Genomic DNA, 21,956 nt, shown 5'->3' with positions numbered 1-21,956 from the left:
GGGCTCACCTCCCAGCGGTAGCAGGCCAGCGATGCACGGTCGGGGTCTTCGTCTTGAGCGGATGCAGTGCGTCCCAGGTAGCGAGGGTTGCGGCCTCCAGCAGACTGATATCGCCGGCGGACTTCCGGCGCCCCCATGCCCAGCGATCCTGGACCGGGCGCTTGACGGCGACGCGCACCGCGTCGTTGAGTTCGGCGTAGTCGGCATGTCGTAGCCGCTGGGTCATCACGAGCTGGTGGAACTCCGCGCAGGCGTCGAGGAACTCGGACGTCTTGAGGGTTCGCAGCGGCACGCCGGCGGCGTTCAGGTCTGGCACCAGCGAGGCGGCCGGGCCGCCACCGTCGACGACGACCGGCGTTCCGAGCTCGCGGGCAAGCTCGGCCGCAGCCTCGACGAGCCACCCCGTGCCGCGCTCGTAGCGCAGCGGGCGAACGTGCACAATCCCGTCCTCGTCGACCGCCGAGGCGAGGATCGCGCCCTGGGACTGGTCGGGGTCGCATGCGACCGCCAGGCGCACCGGCGGGACCGTCGGCGGCTCGCCCTTGCAGCGGGGCCAGGCGCCGGCGAACACGTCGAGCACGTCCTCGTCCCAGATGCCTAGCCGCTCCCGGGCGAACTGCTCGGGCGAGTACGTCTCGTACTCGCCTTGCACCACGTCGTGGTTGATCCGGCTGTTCCACGCTGGGTTCGCCTTCGCGCGCGTCTCCTCGAGCGCCGGGTCGTCGGCAGGGTCGGCGGACCACTCCAGATACGCCGACCGAGTGCTCGACCCGTCCATCGCCGAGTCGCGAGCGCGGGCGAATACGTCGCCGTCGTCCTCGGGGGTGGGCGGTGTGCCCAGGAGCCACACCTGCGGGTTCGGGCGGGCCGACATCGTCGAGTTGATCGACGCCCACGCTCGGGCGCTGAGGATCTGCGCTTCGTCGAGGAATAGCGCGTCGCACGAGAAGCCGCGACCACCGGGTGCCGACCGGGCCTTGAACTTGACGACCGAGCCGTTGGCGAACTTGATCTGTTCACGGTTGAACGCGTTCATGATGCCCGTGCGGATGCTGCCGCCGGACAGGCGAGCCTCGAGCGCAGGGTTGGCCTCGATCAGCTCCATGAATTTCATGAAGGTCTCGCGCGCCGTGTCCTGCTGGTGCGCCGACACGATGACCGTCTTCTCGCCGAACAACAGCGAGCCGGCCAGGGCGCGGGACACGATGAGCTGAGACTTCCCGTTCTGCCGCGGCACGGACAGGCCGACGCGGCTCGCAGTCCAGCGGCCGTCGGCACGCTCAGCCATCGCGCACTGCAGCACCAGCTCCTGCCACGGGTCGAGCGTCAGCCCGAACGCCGTCGACAGGTCAGCGACGTCCTCCCAGGAGTTAGCGCGACCCCCGGGCGGGGCGATCTTCACCCGAGGCGGTGCCTGCTCCACGAGCAGACCTGCGCTTGGCGAGCTCGTCAATCGGGTCACCCGCCTTCGCGTCCTGGTCGAGCGCTTCGATGTCCGCGAGGGTTGCCCGGAACTGGGCCGCGAGCGGGCCGCGCTTCTCCGGGTCCGCCTGGGCTATCGAGTCCTCGAGGGTGTCGGCCAGCGCCTTGAGGCGGTCGAGTCGATCGCTCACCCCGGACCCCCTCGCCGAACCTGAGAGCTCTGTGTGTGAAAGTCCATGCGCCCGGGGGTCGAGGCGGCCGGCCGGCCCAACTTCGGACCCACCCCTACCCCTTATGTCCTATTTCGCGAGCCGTCAGTCGAACCAGCCGCGTCGGACCATCTGCTGACGCTCCCGAGCGACTCGGTTGCCGTTGCGGCCGCCTGCTGAGCGGTTGCAGGAAGGGTGCTCGGGTCCGGTCCAGCCAGTGCGGTCGTCGGTGTGCCCGAGGTCCCACTGCTCACCGGGCAAGATCGGGCCGTGGCAGCGTGCGCAGCTCGCGAGGCCCTGGTCGACGGTGCGTTGCCACCTCGCGCGCTCTCGGCGGTGCGCTGCGCCGTAGCCTCGGGCCGCGGCGGTGCGCCTCACGGTGCGGACGGGCGGAGCGGGCGGCAGTGCGGCGGGCCCGAGCTGGTCCCATCCGGGGAAAGCCTGCACGCGGTCGTCGGTGTCGTGGGTTGCGTACCAGCGCAGCACGCCCTGGCACTCCCTCCTCCACCCGTCCCGCCCACGCCCCTTGACCCGGTGCATGGCCTCGGCCCGCCCGGGGTCCACCAGGTAGGTGTGGGTGGCGCCGATCAGGGCGGCAGCCTTGCGGCGGGCGGAGGTGGTGGCACCCGACCGGATGACCACGGCCCGTGCCCCCGGGTTGGTGCGTAGCAGGGCGATGGTGCGGGTGAAGTGGGACTCGGACTCCCATCGCGGGTCGTCCCGGTCGTACACCTCGAGGTCGGACTGGCGGGCAAGCGTGGTCTTGCCGGCGCCGGGTGGCCCGCACAGGAGGACGACGGTGCGCACGATGCACACCTCCCCGGGTACGCCGAAGGCCCCCCGCCTACGTGAGGTGGAGGGCCTTCGGGGCGCACTGGTTGCGCTGACAGTTGTCAGCATAGCCCGCGCCTATCGGTTGCGCTACTGACGCGCCGTGCGCCTATGGATGCTGGTCACAGCCTCCACGCCTCGTCGTAGTCCGGGTGGTCGGCATGGGGTAGCGCGAGCAGGCGGAGCGTGTCACAGTCGGGCCCGTCGCCGTGGCGCTCGTTCGCGTCCTGCGACCAGCTGCACCACGCCGCGTCGCCGCTGTGCAGCGCCACGATCCGCCGCTTCGCCTCGACCTCGATCAGCACACGCTGAGGCAGGTTGTACGCCATGAACCTCAGGCCTTCCGGGGTGCGAGGTAGCGGGACGCCCGCACCCATCAACTCACCAGCGAGCGGCGACCCGATGAGTGCTCGCGCCACCGCCTCGTCCTCGTCCAGGCGTGCGGTCAGGAACTCGACGATCGTCATGCGCCCACCCGCTCGATGCCCGGGCCGCGGTAGCCGTGGCCGGTCTGCTCGAACGTGAACCTCTGGCCGCCGATGGTGAGCCTGACGGTCGTCGCACCGGCGACGTAGCGAGGCGTGGCCTCGCAGGCCACCGAGTCCTCGACGGCTCCCGTGTCCCACTCGACGTGCGTCAGCGGGCCCTCGACCGCGCCGAGCCGGTGCGTGACACGGAACGCCTTGCCGATGTCCGCCGGCCCGATGTTCTCCAGGTCGATCATGCGCTCATCCTTCCACTCGTCTCCCCGCGGACGTCTTCCGCGTGGTACCTCACGTGTCGCCCGTCGCCCTGCCGCCGCCACTTCCCGCGCTTGGCACGCTGCCACACGGCCTGCTTGGTCGTGACGCCGAGGATGGTCATGGCCCGCTCGACGGTGATCCACTCGGACCTCGAGCCCCACCGCTCCCACACGTCCTTCTCGACGCGCATGCCGCAGCGGTCGCAGACGATGTAGCCGTCCACCTCCGGGCCGTCGATGGTCGCCACGAACTGGCCCGTGCACGCCACGTCCATGCACGCGCTCTCGGTGCGCACCTTCCGCGTCCCCCGCCGCGACAGCCGCCGCATCGTGACCAGGTGCTCGCGGGCGTCCTGCTGCAGCGCGTACCGCAGCATGATGTCCGGGTGGTTCTCGACGACCGTGGACCAGGTCGCGGCGAACCGCAGGCGTCCGGGCGTCGAGTCCGGCACGGGGCCGGCGAGCCCCTCGTCGAGCAGGACGTGGCCGACGAACTCGGCCCACTCGTCGAGCTCGTGGACGGCCCGCTCGTGCTCGTCGACGTCCAGCGTCTCGCTCATCCCGGGCGGCAGCTTCGATCCGGGCTTGCCGGTGCTGGCCCCGCCGATGCGCTCGACGACGGCAGGCAGGCTGGCCACGGTCTCGTAGGTGCTGGCGAGCTCGTCGAGCACCGTCCCCAGTGGCAGTTCGTCCAGGGTCATGACTTCTCCCATCGGGCGAGGTTGGCGAGGAAGACGAGCGCAGTCGCAGTGGCGGCGATCCACCGGGGGCACTGCTCGTCACGGGCGTCCTCGAGCGCGGACACACGTCGCTCGACGTCGTCTGTCGCCCGCTGCCAGGCGATGTGCGGGCTCATGGCTCCTCCGTCTCGATGGCGTTCCAGCGGGCGTGCCGTTCGGCGGCGTCCAGGTGCCACTCCTCGGCCTCCTCGACCGGCTCGACGCCGATCCCCGCGAGCGGGTCGAGGGCCTTGTCGACGCGCTCCAGCAGCGCCACCTCCTCCTCGGTCAGCTCGACGAAGGTGCTCTCGGCGTCGCAGTTGCACGAAGGCACCGTGACGACGTACCGCTTGCGGTCGCTCCCGGCGATCTGAGCCCCGTTCCCGCCCCCCGCGCCCTCGGCCCCGTCCGACCCGCTCCCCGCGTCCTGGGCGGGCGCGTGCGGCTCCTGCGGGTGCAGTGCGGCGCGGAGGTCCCGGACGCTCAGGGTCTCGTCGTCGGTGGGGCCGCCGTCCTCCAGCGGGAACACCAGCGCCTCCACCCGCTCCACGACGCCCTCAAGCATGTAGGCGTAGTCCCGGTCCGCTGCCGCCAGCGTGACGACCCGGTCCTGCTCCTCGGTCAGCTGCCGCACCTCGGCCAACACTCCGGTGGACTTCGGCTGCCCGAGCTGTCCCGGCCTGCCCAGCGATTCCCAGACGCTCTCCCAGCCGGACAGCACCTCGAGCGCTTCGGCCTTCCACTGCGTGAGGCGCCGCACCTCGGCAACGAGGGCGTCGGTGTCGATCGCTCCGCACAGGCGGCAGGCGTAGGTCTCGTCTGGCTCGTGGTCGCTGTACTCGCCGTGTCGGCTGATGCACGCGCTCATGTCGTGCTCCTCTCGATCTCGCCCTCGACCAGCGCGAGCAGGCACTCGGTGTGGAAGTCGTAGTGCCGCTTCTCCCACTCCTCCGCGCGGAGCGTCGTCTTGCCCACGTAGAAGTACCCGTAGCCCTTCTGGTCATGTCCGGCGGACCACTCCCAGCAGAAGCCGGTGATCTGCACCCTGGGCCAGAAGCGCTCCCCAATGCGCTCGGGCGTCGTCTCGATGCCGGGCGTCTCGGTCATCGGGTGCTCCGTCCATGGGTGCGGTCCTTGATTCCCGCGTGTTCCAGCGCGGCGAGGTCGGCATCGGTGATGCACCCCTGGGCCGCGATCCGGCACAGGACGTAGACGAGCTCGGGTTCGTGCAGCGCGCCGGAGGCTGCGAGCTTCGTCGTGGCGTCGAGAGCCTGGCGCTTCTCGTCGTCGGTCAGGCCGAGCACGTCGAGCTGCGAGAGCGCCTTGTCGAGGCGGTTCTGGCGGTCCACCAGGCTCGGTGCGATGGCGCACGCGAGCGCCTCTCGGAAGTCGGTCATCGGTCAGTCCTCCACGGCCTCGTAGGTGGCGGCGAAGATGTCGGGCTTGCAGGGGTAGAACTCGCCCTGCACGCCGCGGATGATCCAGTCGCCAGGCAGGGCGGTCATGGTTCCCTCGAGCGTCTCGATCTCGTAGAAGTCGTTCCGGTCGCTGTAGGTCCAGCCGTCCTGTTCCTCACCGATCCACTCGGCGACCTGCTGGGCGTTGGTGCCGTCGAACCGGACGGCCTCGATCTCGACGGGGAGCTTGCGGTACTTCGTGGGCTGGGTCATGAGTCCTCCAGGTCGTTCCCCGCGGCTCGGGCGGCGTCGGGGGTGGGTGCGGGGGTGGCGCAGTCGGGGCAGTCGGCCTGCGGGCGGCCGGTGTGGTCGCCGGCCTTGTGGTCGGCGGCATGCATGGGGCACGGGAGCCTGTGGTGGTGGGTGGCGCAGCGGGCTCGGTGGTCGGTGCTCATGCGGTCTTGCCTCCCTCGATGAGTCGCAGTGCCGGGATGAGTCCGTGGGTCTCGATGAGCTGCCGGTTGTGCCGCTCGGTTCGTTCGGCGTCGGTCAGGGTGGAATCGGGGTCTGCGTCGTCGTCCACAGCGGCAGGTGAGACGGGAACCTTGCTGGAGATATCTCCTCCCCGTGATTCCTGGTCTCTTCCTCCGTGGTTCCTAGGGGTCGCGTTTGTGGGACCCTTCCGGTCCGAACCTTCGGACCCTTCCGTCTCAAGGTTGGGACCCTTCCCGGTCCCAAGGTTCGGACGCTTCGCCTCGACCTCTTCGGCGGTCAGGACGAGCTTGTACACAGCCCGGTGACGGTTCCGGCCGGCGTCAATGACCTCGACCGCGCCCGCCTCGCGGAGCAGCGACAGTGCTCGGTAGGTGGCCGATCGAGAGCGCCCCGAGTACTCGCAGAGCGTGTCCTCGCCGCCGAAGAACACTCGCGCCGGCCGACCCTTGTCGCTCGGGTTGTCCAGTGCCACCAGGGCCATGCCGAGCAGCAGCACCTTCGGGGCGGGCGGCAGATCGGGCCAGAGCGTGAACACGGCCGAGACGTTGCGGGCGCCCATCACGAACCGCCCCAGCTGGGATCGCCAGGGAGGGGTCCCATGAACGCCTTCTCCCAGCCCTCCGGGCAGTAGCCGAGTTCGAGAAGATCGCCGAGCGTCTTGCGGATGAAGTGCGACGCGGCGGCGTCGCGCCCCAGCGGGACGAGGGGGTATGAGTTGGGGTCGAGGGCGCGACCGGCGGCCACATCCATGGCGACGCCGACCGTCGCCCAGATCGCCATGACGGCGGCCTCGGCGTCGGACTGGCCCTCGAAGCGCGGAACAGCCATCACCCCTCCTCTCGTGGTGGTGGGCAGCCGTGGACCTGCAGGTGCCACATCCGGGCCCAGACGGTCGTGCCGACGTAGCGGCGGCAGCGCGGGCAGGGCGTCACGAGGTCTTCACCCGCTCTCGGGTTGACGGTGTAGGTACACATGGTGTTAGGGTGTGGGTACACGCACCGCAGGGACCACCGAGGGAGTCACCATGAGCACCGTCACCAGCACCCAGGCAGGCCGCATCTCCGCCCGCACCGCCCAGGTCGTCGCCAACATGCGCGCCGAGGCTGACGCTCTCGAGGCGGCGGGCGCTCCCGACGACGTGATCTCGTTCGGCATGACGCGCGCCGAGGTCGTCCGCTCCCAGCGCGAGACCGCCGACTCCCGCGAGCGTGCGGGCGGTCGGGCCACGGTCGGCGCGCGCATCGGTCGGGCCTGACGTGGCGCGAGGAACCACGCTCCGCAACGTGCGCGTCTCGGACGAGGTGTGGACGGCGGCGCGCGAGCAGGCAGAGAAGAACGGCGAGACGGTGTCCGACGTCGTGCGGCGGGCTCTCGTCGAGTACGTCACGACGTCACCGCCTCAAGAGAGCGAACGGTGAGCATGTGCCCCAGTGCGGCCTCGGCCTGCTGGGGCACCACGCCGTTCCCGAGCGCCTTGAGCTGCTCGCTGCGGGAGAGCCCGACGTCGGTGACCCAGCCGTCGGGGAGGCCCATCATCCACTCGACGAACCGGGGGCTCAGGCGGTGCACTCCACCTTTTCCGGTGGGCTCGGTGGGCGCGGGGGCAGGACGTCCGACGACAGGCTCCCAGCGGGCGATGGCGTCGGCGTACTGGCCGAACGTCCGCTTGTCGACGAGGTCCGGGAGGGAGTCCGAGGACCCGTACTCCACCCGGGCACGCTCCGAGGTCTTGGCCCAGTGAGTCGCACGCGGCGTCGGCATGAGCCGGACTGCGCTCGGGAGCATGAGGTCGCCCGAGCTGCCGCGCTGGTTCGGTCCGCCCTTCGTGCCGTCTGTCGCGCGGGGCGTCGGCAGTAGCGCGCCCGGGAGGCACGTGTCGTCGCCCCGCTGGTTGCGCCCCTTGCCGTCGCGAGTTGTTGGCGTGGGCAGCAGGGTCACGTCGGGAGCAGGTGCTCCACCTCGTCGGCCAGCGTCGGCCCGTGACCGCCCGCCTTCCGCTTGTCCGGGTGCTGCGAGCCCCCGTTCACCGCGAGTTGCGCCGTAGGGGTCCGCAGCAGCGCCATGGTCTCGGTCGCCGAGCCCCCTCGGGTCGCTCTCGGCGTCGGCAGGCCAGGCGAGGACGAAGACCCGGAAGCGTCCGTGCGGGGCTCCCACGTCGGCAGCGCGTAGGCCACACCACGCCGCGTCGTACCCGAGCTCGGCCAGGTCTCCGAGAACACGTCCGAGTGCCCGCAGAGTGACACCGCTTCCGTCTCCCACACAGATCGGGCAGGGTTCCACCGCGCTATCGGCTCCGGCACTGAGTGCTCCTCTCACGTTCTCCCACACCACGAAGCGCGGGCGGATCGTTTCGATGGCGTCGCACATGGACGCCCACAGGCCGGACCGGGTGCCAGCCTTCATGCCCGCGCGCTTCCCGGCGTGGCTGAGGTCCTGGCAGGGTGAGCCGCCGGTGATGATGTCGACGGGCTCGACGGCGGACCAGTCGACCTTGGTGACGTCCCCGAGGTTCGGCGCGTCGGGGAACCGGTGCGCGAGGATGCGCGACGGTGCGGCGTCAAACTCGGACACCCACGCAGTGCGGGCGTCGAACACGCGCTCGGTGGCGATGTCGAGGCCGCCGTACCCGGCGAACAGAGCGCCGATCAGCACGGGACCACCTCCGGCCACTCGACCTTGGCCATGGCCGCCAGGTGCGCGGCGGGCAGGTCGTCGAGGACGTGGCGCCAGTTCTTGCGCTTCACGACCAAGGTGATCGCCTGGCGGGTCACTCGGTAGTCGGCGGCGATCGCTCGGTGCGCCTCGCCAGCCGCGGCTCGTCGGCGGATGTCGCGGACGCCGGCCTCGGTGAGCTTCGCCTGGCGAAGGCTCTCGCCATGGGCACGACGGTCGCGCTCGATGCAGTCGGCGACGTTCTCACGGACGGTGCCGAGCTGGAGGTGCGCCGGGTTGCAGCAGGGAGGGTTGTCGCAGCGATGGCGGACCACCATTCCGGGCGGCGGCCAGGAGCCATTCGCCAGGAGCCAGGCGACGCGGTGCACGCGGGTGGTCTTCCCGTTCACCTTGATGAACCCGTAGCCCTTGGCGTCGAGGCGACCCTCCCAAGGCCAGCAGGCATCTGGTGCGCCGGGGATGACCATGACGGCCCAGCGTCCCCAGAATCGTTGGGACAGGGCGCGAACGTCGGGCGTCATGCGTCGCTCCTTTCGGGCCACTGGACCTTGGTCATGGCGTCCAGATGGGACTTCGGAAGGTCGTCGATCGGGTGGCCCAGCCACCGCGCACCCATCGCGGCGAGGATGAGGCTGTCCGCCTCGTCGTTGCCGGTGACCTCGACGTCCGGGTAGCGCCGCACGACGGCGGCGAGCACGGCGTCCTTCGCCGCGTTGCCGGTGCCGGTGGCGTACTTCGCGCGCGAGGTCGGCGGGACCTCGGCGACCGGGTAGCCGTTCGCGATGAGGCGGTGGACGACGAGCCACCAGAGCCCGGCGCGCTCGGCGGCCTTGCCGCTCGTGGACGAGTAGGCGAGGCCTTCGATGACGACGAGGTCGGCCCCGTCGTGGACCCAGCCATGGACGGCGTCGACGATGATGGCGAGGCGCCGGTTACGGGCTTCGAGGGTGCTGCCGGACGGCTTGCTGGTGATGCGGTCGACGAAGGCGTAGGGGGCCGGGACCGTGTCGTCGTCGCAGATCGCAGCGACGCCGGTGCTGGTCAGGGAGAGGTCGAGTCCGACGATCTTCATGCGACCACCTGCAGCGTCTGGCCGTCCCGCACTGTCTGGGCGACGTCGTCGGCCGCCTGGCGCAGCGCCAGCAGCTCGACGCGCTCCTCGGGCGTGTAGCCGCCGTAGACGCCGTAGCGGCCCGTGGTGACGTCGCCCTCGACCCGCATCGCAGCCTCCAGGCACAGGCCGGCCACGGGGCACTCGGCGCACACGGCCTTGGCGCGCTGCTCGCGCATCCGCCGCATCGGGCCGCGCTCCTGCTCGGGGTGGAAGAACGGGTCCGCGTCCTCGTCCTGCGGGCCGATGGCGCGGCACCTCGCCTTGAGCGCCCAGTCGGTCGGGTAGGTGCGGGTGGCCCCGCCGTCCTGGACCAGTGGGCGGCCGACTGCCTTACCGGCCCGTCGCCCCCCGTCGGCAGCCCTGCGCCCTCGTCCGCCGGCGCCGTTGGGCGACAGGCCGAGTCGGCCGCGGACGTTGTAGACACCCTTGCCGGAGCAGCCCATCCGCTCGGCGATCTCCCGGTCGACGAGGCCCTCGGCGTGCAGCCGGGCGACCTCGGCGGGATCGATGCGGGTCCTCACGCCTGCTCACCCGCCTCAGAGGTCGCGGCGACCTCGGCGGCGTACTCAGCGTTCGCCTTCGCGGTGTCGATCAGCTGCGAGACCTCGGCCGCGGTCAGGTCCTTGCTCGTGGCGACCTCGCGGCCGACATGGTTGCTCATCCAGCGCAGCCGCTCGTCGCGGTCCTCGCTGATCCCGGCCTCGTTGAGCGTGGCCCACAGCGCCTTGACGGCCTGGGCCGATGGCGCGTCGGCGGATGGCTCCGGCTCTGCTGGTCGGTCGGCCTCGCTGGTTCCGAGCACGTCGGCGGCGGACTGGCGGCGGGCGCGCTGCGGCGGCGGGCTGTCCGCGTGCTGCAGCTCGTCGTCGGAGTACACCCCGGCGAGGTCCTGCGGGAAGGCCATGCGCCAGGCGGCAGCCTCGGCGCACTTCGCGATCTGGCCGGCGGGGCGCTGGGCCCACATCTGGGTCAGGCCGCCGTCGCGCTTCGTCTGCTTGTACTCGTCGAACATGGCCACGGCGGTGAACGGGTCGCCGTCGCGGGTGATGGTGACGCGGGCGGCGAGCGGGGTGCCCCACTCGCCGGACCAGACGTCGAGCCACTTCCCGTCGCGGGTGCACCACTGCGGCGCGGCGACCGAGACGCTGTCGCCGCTGCGGGCGGACGCCCGGCGGCCGATGAGACGGAAGCCGTCGATGCCGGTCTGGATCGTCTGCTTCGTCGTCCACTCGCCGGTGCGCTGGTCCTTCGTCTTGCGCCCGATCATGTAGATCTGGCGGGCGAACGGGTCCAGGCCGGTGCGCTGCACGACGTGGAAGAACACGGCCAGGTCGCCGGGAGAGGCGTCCTGCACGCCGATGTGCTGCAGCGCGGAGACCTGCATGTCGGTGAAGCCGGACTGCTGCGGGTCGATGGTGAGCGCGGTGGCTCCGGTGGTCGTCAGGTCGGTGTTCACTTGGCCATCTCCTTGCGGACACGCGCGATGAAGTCGACGACCTCGTCGTGCTTCACGTACTGGGTGTACTGCTCCTGCTGGCGCTCGTGGAGGTAGCGGCGCAGGGCGTCGATCGAGCCGGTCGAGAGGTCGTCGCGGCCGACGGACTCAAACGGCGAGGGGCAGGAGCACCCGGCGTCGTCGGCCCAGAACAGCGCGGTGCCGTCGGTCCAGACGACGCTCAGGTCGAACTCGTAGGAACCGGACGAGAAGTCCAGCTCGCCGAGGGTGCGCAGCCCGAACTTCTCGGGGTCGTAGTAGACGTTGCTCATGCGATCTCCAGTGCTCGTGCGCGCTTCGCGTAGTTCGGTGGCGCGATGGTGTGGATGCCTGCGGGGTAGGCCGGCCAGTCGTCGGTGGCCAGGCAGTGGGCGTAGGCGTCGGTGGCGAGGCGGACGTCGGCCGCGCCGTCGGCGAGGTACTCGTCATCGAGCTCGACGACGGACACGAAGTGCGGGGCGTCAACCTCGAGCACGACGTGGATGAAGCGGGGGCGCTCGCCCATGGCCCACTCGACGCCGGCCATGTAGTGCGCAGCCTGCTGGTGCCAGCCAAGGTCGTAGGAGAGGCGGTCGATGCGGCGCGGGTCCGCGGTGCGGCCGGTGGACTTGAGGTCGACGACGACGCCGGAGCAGTGCCAGTAGTCCAGGCGGCCCTTGCAGCGGACTCCGGTCTCCGGGTCGTCCCAGAACAGCGAGACCTCCGGTTCGCCCCCGGTCAGCAGCGGCCCGGCGTCGGGGTGCTCGCGCACCGCGGCGGCCATGACCTCGACCTGCTCCCACTCGTGGCGCAGGATCGGCGCGTGGCCCTCGGCCCGGGCCTCGTCGCGCTCCTCGCGGGCGGCCTTGGTCCGGTAGTCGGGGTGGTCGATCACGGCGACGTCGAGCCCGGCGCCGAGAATGACGGCGTGGACCACGTGGCCGAGGTCGAAGGCGCGCTTGTCGGTGCGGTGCGTCTGCTCCCACTGGTACCGGGCGGGGGAGTCCAGCAGGTGCTTGACCCCGGTGGACGACAGGCCGGGCGCCTGGCGGTACTCGGCATCGGGGAGGTCCAGGACGATCCCCTGCAGCTCGGTCGTGGCGGTCACAGGTCATCACCCGCCTCGTCGACGAGCTCGCAGTACGGGCGCAGTCGGTGGCCGATCTGCTCGACCGTGCGGACGGCGGCGACCCGGCGTGAGGCGTCGTGGACGAGCCCGCGCCACCCGCCGGCACCGGTGCTGTCGCTGGCGACGACCTGGCCCTGGGAGTCGGTGACCTCGTAGGCGTAGGACCAGCCATCTCGCCGGTAACTCCGACCGACGCCGCCGCGGGCGGGGAAGGATTCGACGACGACCCTCCGGCGGCCGACGATCTTCGCGCGGCTCACAGGTCCTCACCCCTCTGGATGCGCTCGGCGCGGTCGTAGAGGGTCCAGGAGTCCCCCTGGTCGTTGACGACCAAGGCTGCATCCCGCAGCGCCTCGGCCTTCACCCGGCTCTCCCATGCCGTGAGGTCGTACACCTCGCCGTCCTCGACGACGCCCTCGATCCGCTCCGTGGGGACCAGGCCCTCGCGGTGCAGCCAGTCGCACGCGTCCTGCAGGGTCAGCTCGGGCGTCGCGGGCTGGGATCGGCGGTCGGCCTCGGCGTGCTGGTGGGTGTCGTGGGCGGTCATGCGGCACCTCCGAAGTCGAGGACGCCCTGGGATCGCAGCGACTCGTCGTTGGCGAGCAGCGGCGCCACGAGGTCGTCGCGGCCGTGGCGGGTCAAGAACCGGCGCAGCACCGTCGGCGCCATGCCGACGCACGCGGCCAGACCGCGCATGCCTACGCCATGTTTCGCCGCGTCGTGCGCGTCGCCGAGCACCTGGTCGATGCGCTGGGGGTGGTCGTTGCGGGTCATGCGATCACCTCGACCGACAGCAGGCAGTAGCCCTCGGTGAGGCCGTCCGCCTGGGCGGCGGGCAGTACGTGGGTCACGCGGACATCGATCGGCGGCACCTCGACGTGCTGGTTCACGAACCGGCCGCGCTCGTCGCGCTCGACGAACCGGTAGGTCGGGTTGCCGTAGGAGCCGACCCGGACCAGCCGGAGCGCGTCGCCCACCTGGAAGTCGCGGTCGTGCTTGCGGACCTCCGCCCGCTTCTCGCCAGCGGCGACCCGGTCGAACCAGGTCTCGCGGATCTTGAGCTCGTGGATCATGGCTGCACCTCCGCCGCGATCGCGTCGCGGATGTTGCCGAGCAGCGCGGCGTAGGCCGGGTCGGTCTGGACGGCCATGCCCTCGAACCGCGCGACGATCCGCAGCGCGGCCGTCAGTCCGTCGCGGTGGCCCTGGGCGTGCCCGTCGTCGTAGGCGGCGAGCACGGGGCGGTCGGCGTGCTCCTCGGCACCCTCGCGGGCCTGGGCGAGCGCGCGGTCGAAGCCAGCGAGGTCGATCCCGGCGCCGGCCATGAGGTCGCGGGCGGCCTGCGGGGTCTCGACGAGCGGGATGTGCGCGGCGAGCCCACCCTGGGACGACGACGGCACCTCGGCGGGGTCCGGGCGGCGCGACCCCGCGGGCTGGCGGACCAGCGCGCCCGGGACGACGTCGATCACCTCGCCGACCGGGCGGTCCGGGTCGTCGGGGAGGCTGGCGGGGTCCGGCAGCCCGGACTCGGCCCGCAGCGCGTCGACGTAGGACGGGCCGGTGATCTGGACCATGCCACCGGTGCGCTCCGCCTCGACGAGTGCGGCGTGCAGGGAGGCCTGGGGTGCGCCCGGCCGGTCGAAGGTGTGGACGTCGTCGTGACGCGAGGTGGGGTTCATCGGGAAGTCTCCTCGGCGGTGAGGTAGGCGGTCGCCTCGAGGGCGAGCACGTCGGGGATGTGGGTGCCGGACTTGGCGGAGACGAGCAGCAGGTCGTGGTGCGCGATCTCCATGCCCTCGGCGTCGGCCTGCAGGGCGTGGATCTCGGCGAGCTCGTGCGCGAGTCGGCGGTGCACGCCGAGCGGCGTGGTGTCGGCCCAGGCGGGTCCGCGCTGGGTCATGACGCCCGTGGCGATCGCGACCCGCTCGACGTCGGACAGCGGGGCGGACGAGGTGCGGACCGCGCGCGGCGGGTGGTCGGGGCGGCCCTCCTCGACCAGGGCGGCGGCGAGGCGGCGCAGGAGGCGGCGGAGGATCATGCCGTCACCGCCTCGACGGCCGCGAACGCGGCCCGCTCGCGCTCACGGAGCGGCTCGAAGTCCTCGACGCCGAGCAGCGTGTGGGCCGTGGCCTCGTCGATCTCGAAGTTGTCGTCGATCGTGAACTGGTCGACCGGGTCGAGGACGTCGACGATGTAGCAGCGGCGGACGGTCGGGTCCTCGCAGTCGTGCTCCAGGCGCGGGATGCTGTCGATCGCGACCTGGCGGTCGTGCGCGCTGTCCCATCCGGCGCCGCCGAGCGTGAAGAACTGGTCCTCGTCGTGGTTCGCCTCGGTGATCTGGAGGCAGTAGGTCGCGCTCATGCCGTCACCGCCGTCGGGTCACCGAGCTGCGCCACGACGGCGTCCCACTCGGGCGTCGGCTCGGCGGCGACCTGGTCGGGGGAGACGCCCTCGGTCGCGGGGTCGGGGACGACGAGGGGCGGGAGATCCGAGTCAGCGGTGACGCGGGAGAGGGTGGTCATCGGGACTCACCCACGCTCGGGTCGATCATCTGGTCCAGCAGGTCGAGCGCGGACGCCTGCAACGTCTCCACGGTCGGGCGGACAGCGGCCCTGGCAGCGGCCCCGGCAGCGTCCCAGGCAGCGGCCCCGGCAGCGTCCCAGGCAGCGGCCCAGGCAGCGGCCCAGGCAGCGGCCCAGGCAGCGGCCCAGGCAGCGGCCCAGGCAGCGGCCCAGGCAGCGGCCCCGGCAGCGTCCCAGGCAGCGGCCCCGGCAGCGTCCCTGGCAGCGGCTGCCTTCTCTCGGCCCGCTCGCACGACCGGACCAGCCGCCTCCGCGGCCGTCAGGTCCGCGATGCGGCGCAGGTCCCGCAGTGCCGTCGCCTCCTCGGTCAGCCCGGCGAGGTCCAGCCACGCGGGGGTGTAGGTGCGGACCAGCCAGTCGAGCGCGAGGTAGGAGCGCGCTTCGTCCTGTCCGTCACCTGCGGTGCCGACCATGCGGGGCAGGAACGGGCGGAGCTTCTGCCGCTGCTCGGTGCCCCACTGGTCGTTCAGGCCGATGGTGAAGGCGCGCAGGACGGGTGATGCGCAGTCGGGGGCGTCGGTGTGCCCCTGGCCGGCGAGGTAGCTGACCCACTCCATCGCGCAGGCGCCCGACTCGAACGAGGCGTGCGACCCCTTCGCGAGGACTCCGCCGTCGAGCAGCTCCTGCACTCGGGACTCAATGATCTGAGCAGTCATCTGTCATGCCTCCGTAGCGGCGATGTCGTACCCGTCGCCCGCGCCTCGGAGCGCTTCGGCGTGGTCGAGGCCGCCGCGGTACGAGCCGCCCAGCTCGCCCCATGACGTGACCTGGTCGGTCTCGGGGTCGCCCGGGAAGATGTAGGTCTCGGGGCCGGAGAAGATGACCGCCGTGGCCGAGACGATCACGTGCTCGTACTCGACCGGCTCGTCGGTCGCGTAGTCGGTCGTGCGCAGGGGCGGGTCGAGCCGGTAGAGAGCGGCGTGGCCCGCGAAGTTCTTGCTGACGTCGCGGATGAGGGTTGCGGTTCCCATGAGGGATACTCCTTGTGTCGGTGCCCCGTGGTCTGCTTTCCGGTTGAGCCACGGGGCGCTGTGCTGTCAGGACGTGGTGCGGCGCGCGCGGGTGCGTGCCCACGGGTCGGCGTTCATCGCCTTGCGCGCCTGGCGGAACTTCTCGTAGTCCTCCGGTGCCACGCGCCACGGGCCTCGGGTGCCCTGTGTGCGGTAGCCGTCGAGCTCGTGGCGCTGGAGCCAGCCGCGCACGGTCTGCGTGGAGGTCTGCTCACGCTCCGCGACGTCGCGGACAGTGAGGGCGTTCATCGCGGACCTCCGGTTGGGTAGGTTGCGGGGATGGATGTCGCCGCCTTCGTGGTCTCTGTCGTCGCACTCGGAGTTGCCGCCTTTGCGCTGCGATATGCGCACGTGGAAGCCGATGCCGCGCGACGATCGGTGGAGCTCCAAGAGGAGGCCGCGGCCAGATATCGGGCACCTTGGGCTCTTCGCCTCCTGGCGGACGAGTCGTACGAGCTGGTCAACGACGGCGACGAGTCCGTGTTCGATGTCGAGATCACCCCGCCAGCGAGAGCTGTGGTGCACGGCCAGCGGACAGTCGACCGGCTCGCCCCTGGCTCGTCGATGTCGTTCTTCGTGGCGACATCGTTGGCGACTGACGGGCGCGTCATCTCGGCCACCTGGTCCCGTCGGCCCGGGGGCGATACGCACGAGTGGCAGCGGCAGCTTCCGACTGGATCCTGAGCTCCTCGACCTTCCGACGGAGCCTCGACGCCTCCCGCACAAGGCGGATCGACATGAGCGACACCACGATCGCGAGCGACGACAGGACGATGGCGAGGGTGTTCACGCCGCCACCTCCGCGCCGACGTACCGGTTGATGAAGTACGTCTGGCCCTTGCCGGTGACCTTCGGCGTCTTCGAGATGGTCACGTGGCCGTCGGAGTGGGTGACCGCGGTCTCCTTCACCCGGAACAGGCCGAGCTCCATGGAGCGCTGCGTGGGCATGTTCCGGTCGGTGCCCCGGCGCTTGATGAGGTAGCCGTCGCGGCGGAGCCACTCGAACAGCCGCGTGCCGCCGACCTCGACGCCGTTGCCCTTGAGGATCTTGGCGAGGTCGCCGACGAGGATGTCGGTGCGCGACGTGGCGACCGCGTCGGCGAAGATGACCTTCGGGGCGTCCTGCTCGACCTTCGCCTCGAGCTGCCTCACCTTGGCCGTCGTGATCTGCAGCGCCTGGGCGACGATCTGGTCCTCGGTGAGCGCCGGGGCGGCGCCGTACTGGCCGGTGCGGCGGATCGTCGGGAGCACCTCGTGGGTGACCCAGCGGCGGACCGGCTCGGCGGCGGGGGAGTCGCTGCGGAGGATGACCGTCCACATGCCGGCCTCGGTCACCATCGTGAGGTTCTGGGGGCCGCCGGGGGTGTCCGCCAGGCGTACACCCTTCTCGTCGTCGGCGAGCCGCTCGGCAACGGCGGCTGCTCGTCGGGTGAGGCCGAGGATCTTGCAGAGGTCGGTGAGCACGAACCACGGCTCGCCGTGCTCGTCGGTGATGACCCGGACGGCGGTGCCGTCGAAGTCGAATGGCTGGAGCTGGGTCATGCGATCCTTCTTCCTGTAGAGGAGCCCTCGCGTGTTGCCCTGGCCGGGACTGCGGGGGCTTCTTGCTGCCTTCGCCTGATGAAGGTGCTCGGCAGGGGTGATGTGTGACCGGCCCGCGCGGAACTGGGTCGGCCCGATCCGGTCAAGCAGCCACGAGACGCTTCGCGTTCCGCCGTGAATCGCTGGACGACCTGGACATGAAAAGGTCGTCCGTGCCCACCTGCAGGTACATCGCGATGCGCACGGCGGGCTCAAGGTCGAGCGTGTTGACCTCGCCTCGCAGCAGGCGGCCGAGGTACGAGTGCGACTTCCAGCCGGCAGCCTTCGCCAGCTCTCGCTGCGACACGTCCTGGATCACCATCAGCTTGGCGAGCTTCTTGCGGTCGGTGAGGACCATCCAGATTGCTCCCATCGGTGTCGGTGTTGGTGTCCTCACTGTATCCATCCCCTTGTCGTTGTGTCCAGCGTTCTGCGACAAACATACATACCCGGTGCCCACCCCGCAAGGCCCTGCCATGCCCGCAGGAGCCGCAGAAGTGCGCCGTTGGTACGCTGACCTGTGGCTGCGGCGCGCGTGATTTGGTGTCCAGACGTCCCGTGCGCCCGGTGCCCACCCCGCTGGACGGGATGCCCTGTCGGCCTGAACTGTGGTGCCCGTGAAGGAGGAACCGTGACTACGAGCAAGCTCTGGGCGCTGATCGAGGAGTGGCGCGACGCGCAGCTCTTCCCCGTGTCGCAGGCGGCGCTGGCGTCGAAGATCGGCGTCTCGCGCAGCGCGATGTCGCAGTGGAAGGCCGGGCAGGCGAAGCCCTCGCCGGAGAAGCTGCGGCAGATCGCCAGCGTGACCCGGATCCCGTACGAGCGGCTCCTCGAGGCTGTGGTCCACGACATGGGCTACCTGGGTAACGAGGAGGTGGTGGGCAATGCTGAGCATCCCGCCCCCATCAAGACGGCCGGCCACGAGCCGGCGCACGACCGCTACACACTCGACGGCGAGCGGATCGACCCCGACGACCACGTGCTCGCCGCGCGTGACGACGACGCCGACGACGAGGCCGAGGCGCAGCAGGAGGAGGCGTGACACGGCTCACGGATCGTGTGCATGGCTCACGGATTGCGCTACCGTCGAGACATGTCACGCCACACCCTCACACGCCGACCCTCGGTCGAGCGCGTTCTGGTGGGCCCGGATCGCGTCGGCAACGACGGGCTGACCGATCGCGAGCGCGCCCGGCTGGCGCGCGAGTACCGCGAGACGGCGATGCGCCCGCTGGCGGGCCAGGAGCGGCAGGACGTGGCCGCCTGGCTCCAGGCGAAGCGTGAGTCTCGCCTGGCGTGACGCCGGCAGGCGTGATCGGCGTGAACTGCAGTCGTTCATCTGCGCCGATCCGCCGGGCTACACCTACGACCCGCATCGCGGACGGCATCACCCCCAGCTCTACGCGCTCAGGGCTCAGGGTCTCGTTCGTGACCTGCGCCCTCCTGTCGACGACCCGGACGCCATCCTTGTCGGACACGATGACGACGGCCTCGCGGCGGTCGTAGCGTTCGGCTTCGACCCCAGCGACGAGCAGTTCGTCATCCAGGCGGTGGCGCGTGCCCAGCGGTGCACCCGCCGCGGGTACGGCCGCGCCGCGATCGAGCAGGCGCTAACCGTCCTCGCCGCACACAAGCTGCTCTACAGCCTTGACTGCGGCGTCTTCACGCGCATCCATCCAGACAACGCAGAGAGCAAGGCTGCATTCGGGTCGCTTCTGTTCGAGCCGCTCGGCGTGTACGAGGGGATGGAGACATGGGTCCGCGACATCTAGGACCCGCGGCACGCCGCCGTGCACTCGTCGCCTCGGGCATGTAGACCTGGACTGGTGACGCTCGAGGACCTGATCGCCGCTGCTGAGGAGCTCGGCGTCCACGTGAAGTGGATGGACCTCGGCCGGCGCGCGGGGGAGCTGCGGCGCTCCGGGCTCGTACTGCTCAACCACCGCAAGTCCGTCCTGACGCAGCGGTGCACCCTCGCCCACGAGATGGGCCACTGGACGCTCGGGCACGACTGGACGCTCTACCACGACGTCGAGCGCGACGAGCGGGAGGCTGACGCCTACGCGGCCCAGCTGCTCATCTCGCCTGTGGACTACGCGCTGGCCGAGCGCACGCACGGAGAGCACCCGGGAGCGATCGCCCGCGAGCTCGAGGTCACCCGGCGGCTCGTCGAGGTCTGGCAGACCGACGTGTGGCGCGGCGCGACGACACCGCCGGGCCGCTGGCGGTTGCGCGCGGTCTAGGCCTCAGCCTGGATCAGCGGTGATCAAGGCCCGAATGCCGGGGAATCCTGACCATCCCGGAGGTCGCCGGGATTTCCTGACGTCACCCCGCGATCTGCGGCACCACGGCCACGGGCAGCACGGCGCCCATCGCCAGTGCAACGGCGTCGGCGTCACCCTGCTGTGCGTCGGGGAGCAGGTGCCCGTAGGTCCCGATCGTCGTCGTGATCGACTCGTGACCGAGCCGCGCCTGGATGTACGGCAGCGGGCGCCCGGCGCCGATGAGCCACGAGGCGTGCGCGTGGCGCAAGTCGTGCACGCGGGGGCGCTTCCCGATGGGGGAGAGGCCAGCCTCCGCGCACCGCGCCGCGTCGTTGGCCCGGTCGAGCGCGCCCGACCACGCGTCGTACAGCGCGCCGGAGCGCACCCGCTCACCCTTGGTGTTGGTGAACACGAGCCGGTCGCCGCGGCCGGGCTTGCCGAGCTGAGCAACGAGGGAGTCCGGGACGGAGATCGTCCGCTCGCCGGCCTCGGTCTTCGGTGGGCCGAGGAACTCGCCGCCGCCCTTGGGCGGCTTCTGCCACGCCTTGGTCACGTGCGCGAGCATCGGGCGGGCGTCGCGGTCGATGTCGCCCCACGTGAGGGCCGTCGCCTCGCCGAAGCGCATGCCGGTCCCGGCCAGCCACATGATCAGCGGCCGGCGCGACGGCGTCAGGAAGTGCAGCAGCACTGCGAACTCCGACTGCGTCAGGATCACCATCCCGTCCTTGCGGCGGCGCGTGAACTTCGCGCCCCGGGCGGGGTTGCCCTTGCGCAGGCCTCGGGCCTCGGCGACGGCGAGCGCGCCGGACAGCAGCCCGTGCCGGTTCTTGATGGTCTTCGTCGCGACGTGACCGCCGTCCTTGCCGGACTGGTCCTCCATCCACGCGACCCACTTCGTGACGTCCTCGACGTCGAGGGAGTCGAGCGGGATCTCGCCGAGGCGGGGGGTGATCCACTCGGCGGCGATGCGCTGGTACTCGCTGCGGGTGCCGGGGGAGACCTTGAGCGCCCCGCTGGCCGGGTCGAGATACTTCGTCATCCACCCGGCGACGGTCATCGCTCCTCGAGCAGCTGCACCGGTGCGCTCGGTGCGGATCCGGGACGCCTCGGTGATGCCGACGCGGTCCACCAGCCGGGCGAAGTCGCGGGCCGCGCGCTCCACGGCCAGGGCGTCGTCGCCGTAGAACGTCTCCTGGCGCATCGTGCCGTGGCGGTCACGTGCCTGGACCCGCCAGGCGTAACCCCGCGCTCGCTTCGAGGGCGTCACAGATGCCATGTGGAACCTCACCACCGGTTGTCGTCGGGCGGTAGGCGCGACTGGTACTCGCCTACGATCTGACCATTGTAGGCAGGTTCCTGTAGGCGAGTGCTAGATATGCGGTTGGTGAGGCTGTGACCTGCGGGAATGCCGTGCCCCGGGCGGGATTCGAACCCGCACTGGATCGGGTTTGAGCCGATTGCCTCTGCCAGTTGGGCTACCGGGGCGCTGTCGGCAGCGGCCTTATCGAACCACACCGGGGGCCGTGGTGCGCAACCGCCCCACACCGAGGAACGGGGTGCGCACGGTCACACCGGCGCGCTGCGCCCAGGAGCACGCGACCGGTGCTCGCGGGGTCTACGATGGTCCCTGTGACCGACGAGAAGCTGCCGCTCGACCTGCCCCCGCTGATCGACGCCGACCCCGAGCCGGCGCCGCCCGCGACCTCTGCGAAGCCTGCCCGCCGCGCCGTGGTGGCGGAGGACGAGGCCCTCATCCGCATGGATGTCGTCGAGACGCTGCGCGAGGCAGGGTTCGACGTCGTCGGCGAGGCGGGCGACGGCGAGACGGCGGTCGCCCTGGCCACGGACCTCAAGCCGGACGTCGTGGTGATGGACGTCAAGATGCCCGAGCTGGACGGCATCTCCGCCGCCGAGCGGATCGGCAAGGCGCACGCCGCGCCGGTCGTGCTGCTCACCGCGTTCTCCCAGACCGAGCTGGTCGAGCGAGCACGGGACGCCGGGGCCATGGCGTACGTCGTCAAGCCCTTCACCCCTGCCGACCTGCTGCCGGCGGTCGAGATCGCGATCTCGCGCTACCAGCAGATCGGGGCGCTCGAGTCCGAGGTGGCCGACCTCCAGGAGCGCTTCGAGACTCGCAAGCGCGTCGACCGCGCCAAGGGTCTCCTCATGACGAAGATGGGTCTGAGCGAGCCGGAGTCCTTCCGTTGGATCCAGAAGACGTCGATGGACCGGCGACTGACCATGCGCGAGGTGGCTGACGCGGTCATCGATCAGGTGGGCGCCTGAGACACGTTGTGCGACTCCCTGGTGACGGC

Annotated in this window: 43 protein-coding genes, 1 tRNA gene and 1 pseudogene; 8 read left to right on the top strand and 37 right to left on the bottom strand. The window is 71.0% G+C overall.

Translation table 11 applies throughout. The features are described from left to right. Positions 1-4 precede the first annotated feature (4 nt). The 14 genes from HDG69_RS13940 to HDG69_RS13875 form a co-directional block, all read right to left on the bottom strand. Positions 5-1,402, bottom strand: coding sequence for a hypothetical protein (locus tag HDG69_RS13940; protein WP_171784418.1), 1,398 nt, complete (start codon positions 1,400-1,402; stop codon positions 5-7). Then, complete coding sequence (locus tag HDG69_RS13935; RefSeq protein WP_171784417.1) at positions 1,371-1,613, bottom strand: hypothetical protein; 243 nt, start codon at positions 1,611-1,613, stop codon at positions 1,371-1,373. The genes HDG69_RS13940 and HDG69_RS13935 overlap by 32 nt, the downstream gene beginning before the upstream one ends. 123 nt (positions 1,614-1,736) lie before the next feature. Next, positions 1,737-2,438 carry a hypothetical protein gene (locus tag HDG69_RS19120; protein ID WP_246256620.1) on the bottom strand — a complete coding sequence of 234 codons (702 nt, stop codon included), beginning with the start codon at positions 2,436-2,438 and terminating at the stop codon, positions 1,737-1,739. A gap of 146 nt (positions 2,439-2,584) precedes the next feature. Beyond that, the gene (locus tag HDG69_RS13925) at positions 2,585-2,929 is read right to left on the bottom strand and encodes a DUF6221 family protein (RefSeq protein ID WP_171784416.1); all 345 of its coding nucleotides are present in this window, start codon (positions 2,927-2,929) and stop codon (positions 2,585-2,587) included. Continuing rightward, a complete protein-coding gene (locus HDG69_RS13920; protein ID WP_171784415.1) occupies positions 2,926-3,186 on the bottom strand; it encodes a hypothetical protein in 261 nt (86 codons plus the stop codon). The genes HDG69_RS13925 and HDG69_RS13920 overlap by 4 nt, the downstream gene beginning before the upstream one ends. Next, on the bottom strand, positions 3,183-3,905 hold the full coding sequence (locus tag HDG69_RS13915) for a hypothetical protein (RefSeq protein ID WP_171784414.1): 723 nt from the start codon (positions 3,903-3,905) through the stop codon (positions 3,183-3,185). The genes HDG69_RS13920 and HDG69_RS13915 overlap by 4 nt, the downstream gene beginning before the upstream one ends. Continuing rightward, positions 3,902-4,060, bottom strand: coding sequence for a hypothetical protein (locus HDG69_RS13910; RefSeq protein WP_171784413.1), 159 nt, complete (start codon positions 4,058-4,060; stop codon positions 3,902-3,904). Before HDG69_RS13910 ends, HDG69_RS13915 begins: the two co-directional genes overlap by 4 nt. After that, on the bottom strand, positions 4,057-4,791 hold the full coding sequence (locus HDG69_RS13905) for a hypothetical protein (RefSeq protein WP_171784412.1): 735 nt from the start codon (positions 4,789-4,791) through the stop codon (positions 4,057-4,059). Before HDG69_RS13905 ends, HDG69_RS13910 begins: the two co-directional genes overlap by 4 nt. Then, the gene (locus HDG69_RS13900) at positions 4,788-5,030 is read right to left on the bottom strand and encodes a hypothetical protein (RefSeq protein WP_171784411.1); all 243 of its coding nucleotides are present in this window, start codon (positions 5,028-5,030) and stop codon (positions 4,788-4,790) included. Before HDG69_RS13900 ends, HDG69_RS13905 begins: the two co-directional genes overlap by 4 nt. Then, positions 5,027-5,320: a hypothetical protein gene (locus tag HDG69_RS13895; RefSeq protein WP_171784410.1), complete on the bottom strand. Its 294-nt coding sequence runs from the start codon at positions 5,318-5,320 to the stop codon at positions 5,027-5,029. Before HDG69_RS13895 ends, HDG69_RS13900 begins: the two co-directional genes overlap by 4 nt. Before the next feature lie 3 nt (positions 5,321-5,323). After that, positions 5,324-5,593 carry a hypothetical protein gene (locus HDG69_RS13890; protein WP_171784409.1) on the bottom strand — a complete coding sequence of 90 codons (270 nt, stop codon included), beginning with the start codon at positions 5,591-5,593 and terminating at the stop codon, positions 5,324-5,326. Further along, positions 5,590-5,775 carry a hypothetical protein gene (locus tag HDG69_RS13885; protein WP_171784408.1) on the bottom strand — a complete coding sequence of 62 codons (186 nt, stop codon included), beginning with the start codon at positions 5,773-5,775 and terminating at the stop codon, positions 5,590-5,592. The genes HDG69_RS13890 and HDG69_RS13885 overlap by 4 nt, the downstream gene beginning before the upstream one ends. After that, positions 5,772-6,350 carry a helix-turn-helix domain-containing protein gene (locus HDG69_RS13880; protein WP_171784407.1) on the bottom strand — a complete coding sequence of 193 codons (579 nt, stop codon included), beginning with the start codon at positions 6,348-6,350 and terminating at the stop codon, positions 5,772-5,774. The genes HDG69_RS13885 and HDG69_RS13880 overlap by 4 nt, the downstream gene beginning before the upstream one ends. 23 nt (positions 6,351-6,373) lie before the next feature. Then, on the bottom strand, positions 6,374-6,643 hold the full coding sequence (locus HDG69_RS13875; protein ID WP_171784406.1) for a hypothetical protein: 270 nt from the start codon (positions 6,641-6,643) through the stop codon (positions 6,374-6,376). 196 nt (positions 6,644-6,839) lie between these two features. Between HDG69_RS13875 and HDG69_RS13870 the strand changes: the two genes are divergently transcribed. Together HDG69_RS13870 and HDG69_RS19420 are read left to right on the top strand one after the other, a co-directional pair. Further along, entirely contained in the window at positions 6,840-7,070 is a 231-nt protein-coding gene (locus HDG69_RS13870) for a hypothetical protein (protein WP_171784405.1), read from the top strand. A 28-nt stretch (positions 7,071-7,098) separates the two neighbouring features. Then, complete coding sequence (locus HDG69_RS19420) at positions 7,099-7,233, top strand: hypothetical protein (protein ID WP_281360204.1); 135 nt, start codon at positions 7,099-7,101, stop codon at positions 7,231-7,233. Here HDG69_RS19420 and HDG69_RS19115 read toward each other — a convergent pair. The 19 genes and pseudogenes from HDG69_RS19115 to HDG69_RS13780 all read right to left on the bottom strand — a co-directional run bounded on the left by HDG69_RS19115 (position 7,199) and on the right by HDG69_RS13780 (position 16,045). Continuing rightward, on the bottom strand, positions 7,199-7,753 hold the full coding sequence (locus tag HDG69_RS19115; RefSeq protein ID WP_246256697.1) for a DNA cytosine methyltransferase: 555 nt from the start codon (positions 7,751-7,753) through the stop codon (positions 7,199-7,201). The two genes, HDG69_RS19420 and HDG69_RS19115, sit on opposite strands and share 35 nt — an antisense overlap. 168 nt (positions 7,754-7,921) lie before the next feature. Then, positions 7,922-8,467: pseudogene (locus HDG69_RS19110) on the bottom strand (DNA cytosine methyltransferase); the annotation flags it as partial. Continuing rightward, a complete protein-coding gene (locus HDG69_RS13860) occupies positions 8,461-9,009 on the bottom strand; it encodes an HNH endonuclease (RefSeq protein WP_171784403.1) in 549 nt (182 codons plus the stop codon). The pseudogene HDG69_RS19110 and the gene HDG69_RS13860, both read right to left, overlap by 7 nt. Next, positions 9,006-9,560, bottom strand: coding sequence for a RuvC family protein (locus tag HDG69_RS13855; RefSeq protein WP_171784402.1), 555 nt, complete (start codon positions 9,558-9,560; stop codon positions 9,006-9,008). The genes HDG69_RS13860 and HDG69_RS13855 overlap by 4 nt, the downstream gene beginning before the upstream one ends. Then, positions 9,557-10,123 (bottom strand): WhiB family transcriptional regulator, encoded by a 567-nt coding sequence (locus HDG69_RS13850; protein WP_343036448.1) that lies wholly within the window; start codon positions 10,121-10,123, stop codon positions 9,557-9,559. Before HDG69_RS13850 ends, HDG69_RS13855 begins: the two co-directional genes overlap by 4 nt. After that, entirely contained in the window at positions 10,120-11,058 is a 939-nt protein-coding gene (locus tag HDG69_RS13845) for a recombinase RecT (RefSeq protein ID WP_171784401.1), read from the bottom strand. The genes HDG69_RS13850 and HDG69_RS13845 overlap by 4 nt, the downstream gene beginning before the upstream one ends. Beyond that, positions 11,055-11,369, bottom strand: coding sequence for a DUF7574 domain-containing protein (locus tag HDG69_RS13840; protein ID WP_171784400.1), 315 nt, complete (start codon positions 11,367-11,369; stop codon positions 11,055-11,057). The genes HDG69_RS13845 and HDG69_RS13840 overlap by 4 nt, the downstream gene beginning before the upstream one ends. Beyond that, positions 11,366-12,184, bottom strand: a complete 819-nt coding sequence (locus HDG69_RS13835) for a PD-(D/E)XK nuclease-like domain-containing protein (protein WP_171784399.1) — start codon at positions 12,182-12,184, stop codon at positions 11,366-11,368. The genes HDG69_RS13840 and HDG69_RS13835 overlap by 4 nt, the downstream gene beginning before the upstream one ends. Next, entirely contained in the window at positions 12,181-12,465 is a 285-nt protein-coding gene (locus HDG69_RS13830; protein WP_171784398.1) for a hypothetical protein, read from the bottom strand. The genes HDG69_RS13835 and HDG69_RS13830 overlap by 4 nt, the downstream gene beginning before the upstream one ends. Then, positions 12,462-12,752, bottom strand: coding sequence for a hypothetical protein (locus tag HDG69_RS13825; protein ID WP_171784397.1), 291 nt, complete (start codon positions 12,750-12,752; stop codon positions 12,462-12,464). The genes HDG69_RS13830 and HDG69_RS13825 overlap by 4 nt, the downstream gene beginning before the upstream one ends. Then, complete coding sequence (locus HDG69_RS13820; RefSeq protein WP_171784396.1) at positions 12,749-12,979, bottom strand: hypothetical protein; 231 nt, start codon at positions 12,977-12,979, stop codon at positions 12,749-12,751. Before HDG69_RS13820 ends, HDG69_RS13825 begins: the two co-directional genes overlap by 4 nt. Then, positions 12,976-13,278: a DUF3850 domain-containing protein gene (locus HDG69_RS13815; protein ID WP_171784395.1), complete on the bottom strand. Its 303-nt coding sequence runs from the start codon at positions 13,276-13,278 to the stop codon at positions 12,976-12,978. The genes HDG69_RS13820 and HDG69_RS13815 overlap by 4 nt, the downstream gene beginning before the upstream one ends. Then, on the bottom strand, positions 13,275-13,883 hold the full coding sequence (locus HDG69_RS13810; RefSeq protein ID WP_171784394.1) for a hypothetical protein: 609 nt from the start codon (positions 13,881-13,883) through the stop codon (positions 13,275-13,277). Before HDG69_RS13810 ends, HDG69_RS13815 begins: the two co-directional genes overlap by 4 nt. Next, on the bottom strand, positions 13,880-14,242 hold the full coding sequence (locus tag HDG69_RS13805) for a hypothetical protein (protein WP_171784393.1): 363 nt from the start codon (positions 14,240-14,242) through the stop codon (positions 13,880-13,882). The genes HDG69_RS13810 and HDG69_RS13805 overlap by 4 nt, the downstream gene beginning before the upstream one ends. Further along, complete coding sequence (locus tag HDG69_RS13800) at positions 14,239-14,565, bottom strand: hypothetical protein (protein WP_171784392.1); 327 nt, start codon at positions 14,563-14,565, stop codon at positions 14,239-14,241. The genes HDG69_RS13805 and HDG69_RS13800 overlap by 4 nt, the downstream gene beginning before the upstream one ends. Next, positions 14,562-14,726, bottom strand: a complete 165-nt coding sequence (locus tag HDG69_RS13795) for a hypothetical protein (protein ID WP_171784391.1) — start codon at positions 14,724-14,726, stop codon at positions 14,562-14,564. Before HDG69_RS13795 ends, HDG69_RS13800 begins: the two co-directional genes overlap by 4 nt. Beyond that, complete coding sequence (locus HDG69_RS13790) at positions 14,723-15,442, bottom strand: hypothetical protein (RefSeq protein ID WP_171784390.1); 720 nt, start codon at positions 15,440-15,442, stop codon at positions 14,723-14,725. Before HDG69_RS13790 ends, HDG69_RS13795 begins: the two co-directional genes overlap by 4 nt. A 3-nt stretch (positions 15,443-15,445) precedes the next feature. Further along, complete coding sequence (locus HDG69_RS13785; protein WP_171784389.1) at positions 15,446-15,757, bottom strand: hypothetical protein; 312 nt, start codon at positions 15,755-15,757, stop codon at positions 15,446-15,448. Positions 15,758-15,823: 66 nt separating this feature from the next. Next, on the bottom strand, positions 15,824-16,045 hold the full coding sequence (locus HDG69_RS13780; protein ID WP_171784388.1) for a MerR family transcriptional regulator: 222 nt from the start codon (positions 16,043-16,045) through the stop codon (positions 15,824-15,826). A gap of 30 nt (positions 16,046-16,075) precedes the next feature. On the opposite strand from HDG69_RS13780, the gene HDG69_RS13775 reads away from it, so the two are divergent. After that, on the top strand, positions 16,076-16,480 hold the full coding sequence (locus HDG69_RS13775; protein WP_171784387.1) for a hypothetical protein: 405 nt from the start codon (positions 16,076-16,078) through the stop codon (positions 16,478-16,480). A gap of 102 nt (positions 16,481-16,582) precedes the next feature. Here HDG69_RS13775 and HDG69_RS13770 read toward each other — a convergent pair whose 3' ends face one another. Continuing rightward, positions 16,583-17,338 carry a phage antirepressor gene (locus HDG69_RS13770; protein ID WP_171784386.1) on the bottom strand — a complete coding sequence of 252 codons (756 nt, stop codon included), beginning with the start codon at positions 17,336-17,338 and terminating at the stop codon, positions 16,583-16,585. A gap of 142 nt (positions 17,339-17,480) precedes the next feature. Next, positions 17,481-17,750: a helix-turn-helix domain-containing protein gene (locus HDG69_RS13765; protein ID WP_216645603.1), complete on the bottom strand. Its 270-nt coding sequence runs from the start codon at positions 17,748-17,750 to the stop codon at positions 17,481-17,483. Positions 17,751-18,008: 258 nt separating this feature from the next. Here HDG69_RS13765 and HDG69_RS13760 point away from each other — a divergent pair, with 258 nt between their 5' ends. Genes HDG69_RS13760 through HDG69_RS13745 form a run of 4 tightly spaced genes read left to right on the top strand, consistent with a single transcriptional unit; the run spans position 18,009 to position 19,620 of the window. Then, positions 18,009-18,419, top strand: a complete 411-nt coding sequence (locus HDG69_RS13760; protein WP_171784384.1) for a helix-turn-helix domain-containing protein — start codon at positions 18,009-18,011, stop codon at positions 18,417-18,419. A gap of 51 nt (positions 18,420-18,470) precedes the next feature. Further along, positions 18,471-18,677: a hypothetical protein gene (locus HDG69_RS13755; protein WP_171784383.1), complete on the top strand. Its 207-nt coding sequence runs from the start codon at positions 18,471-18,473 to the stop codon at positions 18,675-18,677. Beyond that, entirely contained in the window at positions 18,658-19,149 is a 492-nt protein-coding gene (locus tag HDG69_RS13750; RefSeq protein WP_171784382.1) for a hypothetical protein, read from the top strand. The genes HDG69_RS13755 and HDG69_RS13750 overlap by 20 nt, the downstream gene beginning before the upstream one ends. Positions 19,150-19,203: 54 nt before the next feature. Then, positions 19,204-19,620: an ImmA/IrrE family metallo-endopeptidase gene (locus HDG69_RS13745; protein ID WP_171784381.1), complete on the top strand. Its 417-nt coding sequence runs from the start codon at positions 19,204-19,206 to the stop codon at positions 19,618-19,620. An 82-nt stretch (positions 19,621-19,702) separates the two neighbouring features. Here HDG69_RS13745 and HDG69_RS13740 read toward each other — a convergent pair whose 3' ends face one another. Both HDG69_RS13740 and HDG69_RS13735 read right to left on the bottom strand, forming a co-directional pair. Next, entirely contained in the window at positions 19,703-20,917 is a 1,215-nt protein-coding gene (locus tag HDG69_RS13740) for a tyrosine-type recombinase/integrase (RefSeq protein WP_171784380.1), read from the bottom strand. A 135-nt stretch (positions 20,918-21,052) separates the two neighbouring features. Further along, a tRNA-Leu gene (locus HDG69_RS13735) sits at positions 21,053-21,126 on the bottom strand. A gap of 135 nt (positions 21,127-21,261) precedes the next feature. On the opposite strand from HDG69_RS13735, the gene HDG69_RS13730 reads away from it, so the two are divergent. Next, positions 21,262-21,927 carry an ANTAR domain-containing response regulator gene (locus tag HDG69_RS13730; RefSeq protein WP_171784379.1) on the top strand — a complete coding sequence of 222 codons (666 nt, stop codon included), beginning with the start codon at positions 21,262-21,264 and terminating at the stop codon, positions 21,925-21,927. Positions 21,928-21,956: the final 29 nt, after the last annotated feature.

The sequence above is a fragment of the Isoptericola halotolerans genome, assembly GCF_013149785.1.
Lineage (GTDB): Bacteria > Actinomycetota > Actinomycetes > Actinomycetales > Cellulomonadaceae > Isoptericola > Isoptericola halotolerans.
Note: the sequence above shows the minus strand (reverse complement) of the source record. Positions and strands in the feature narration are given on the sequence as shown.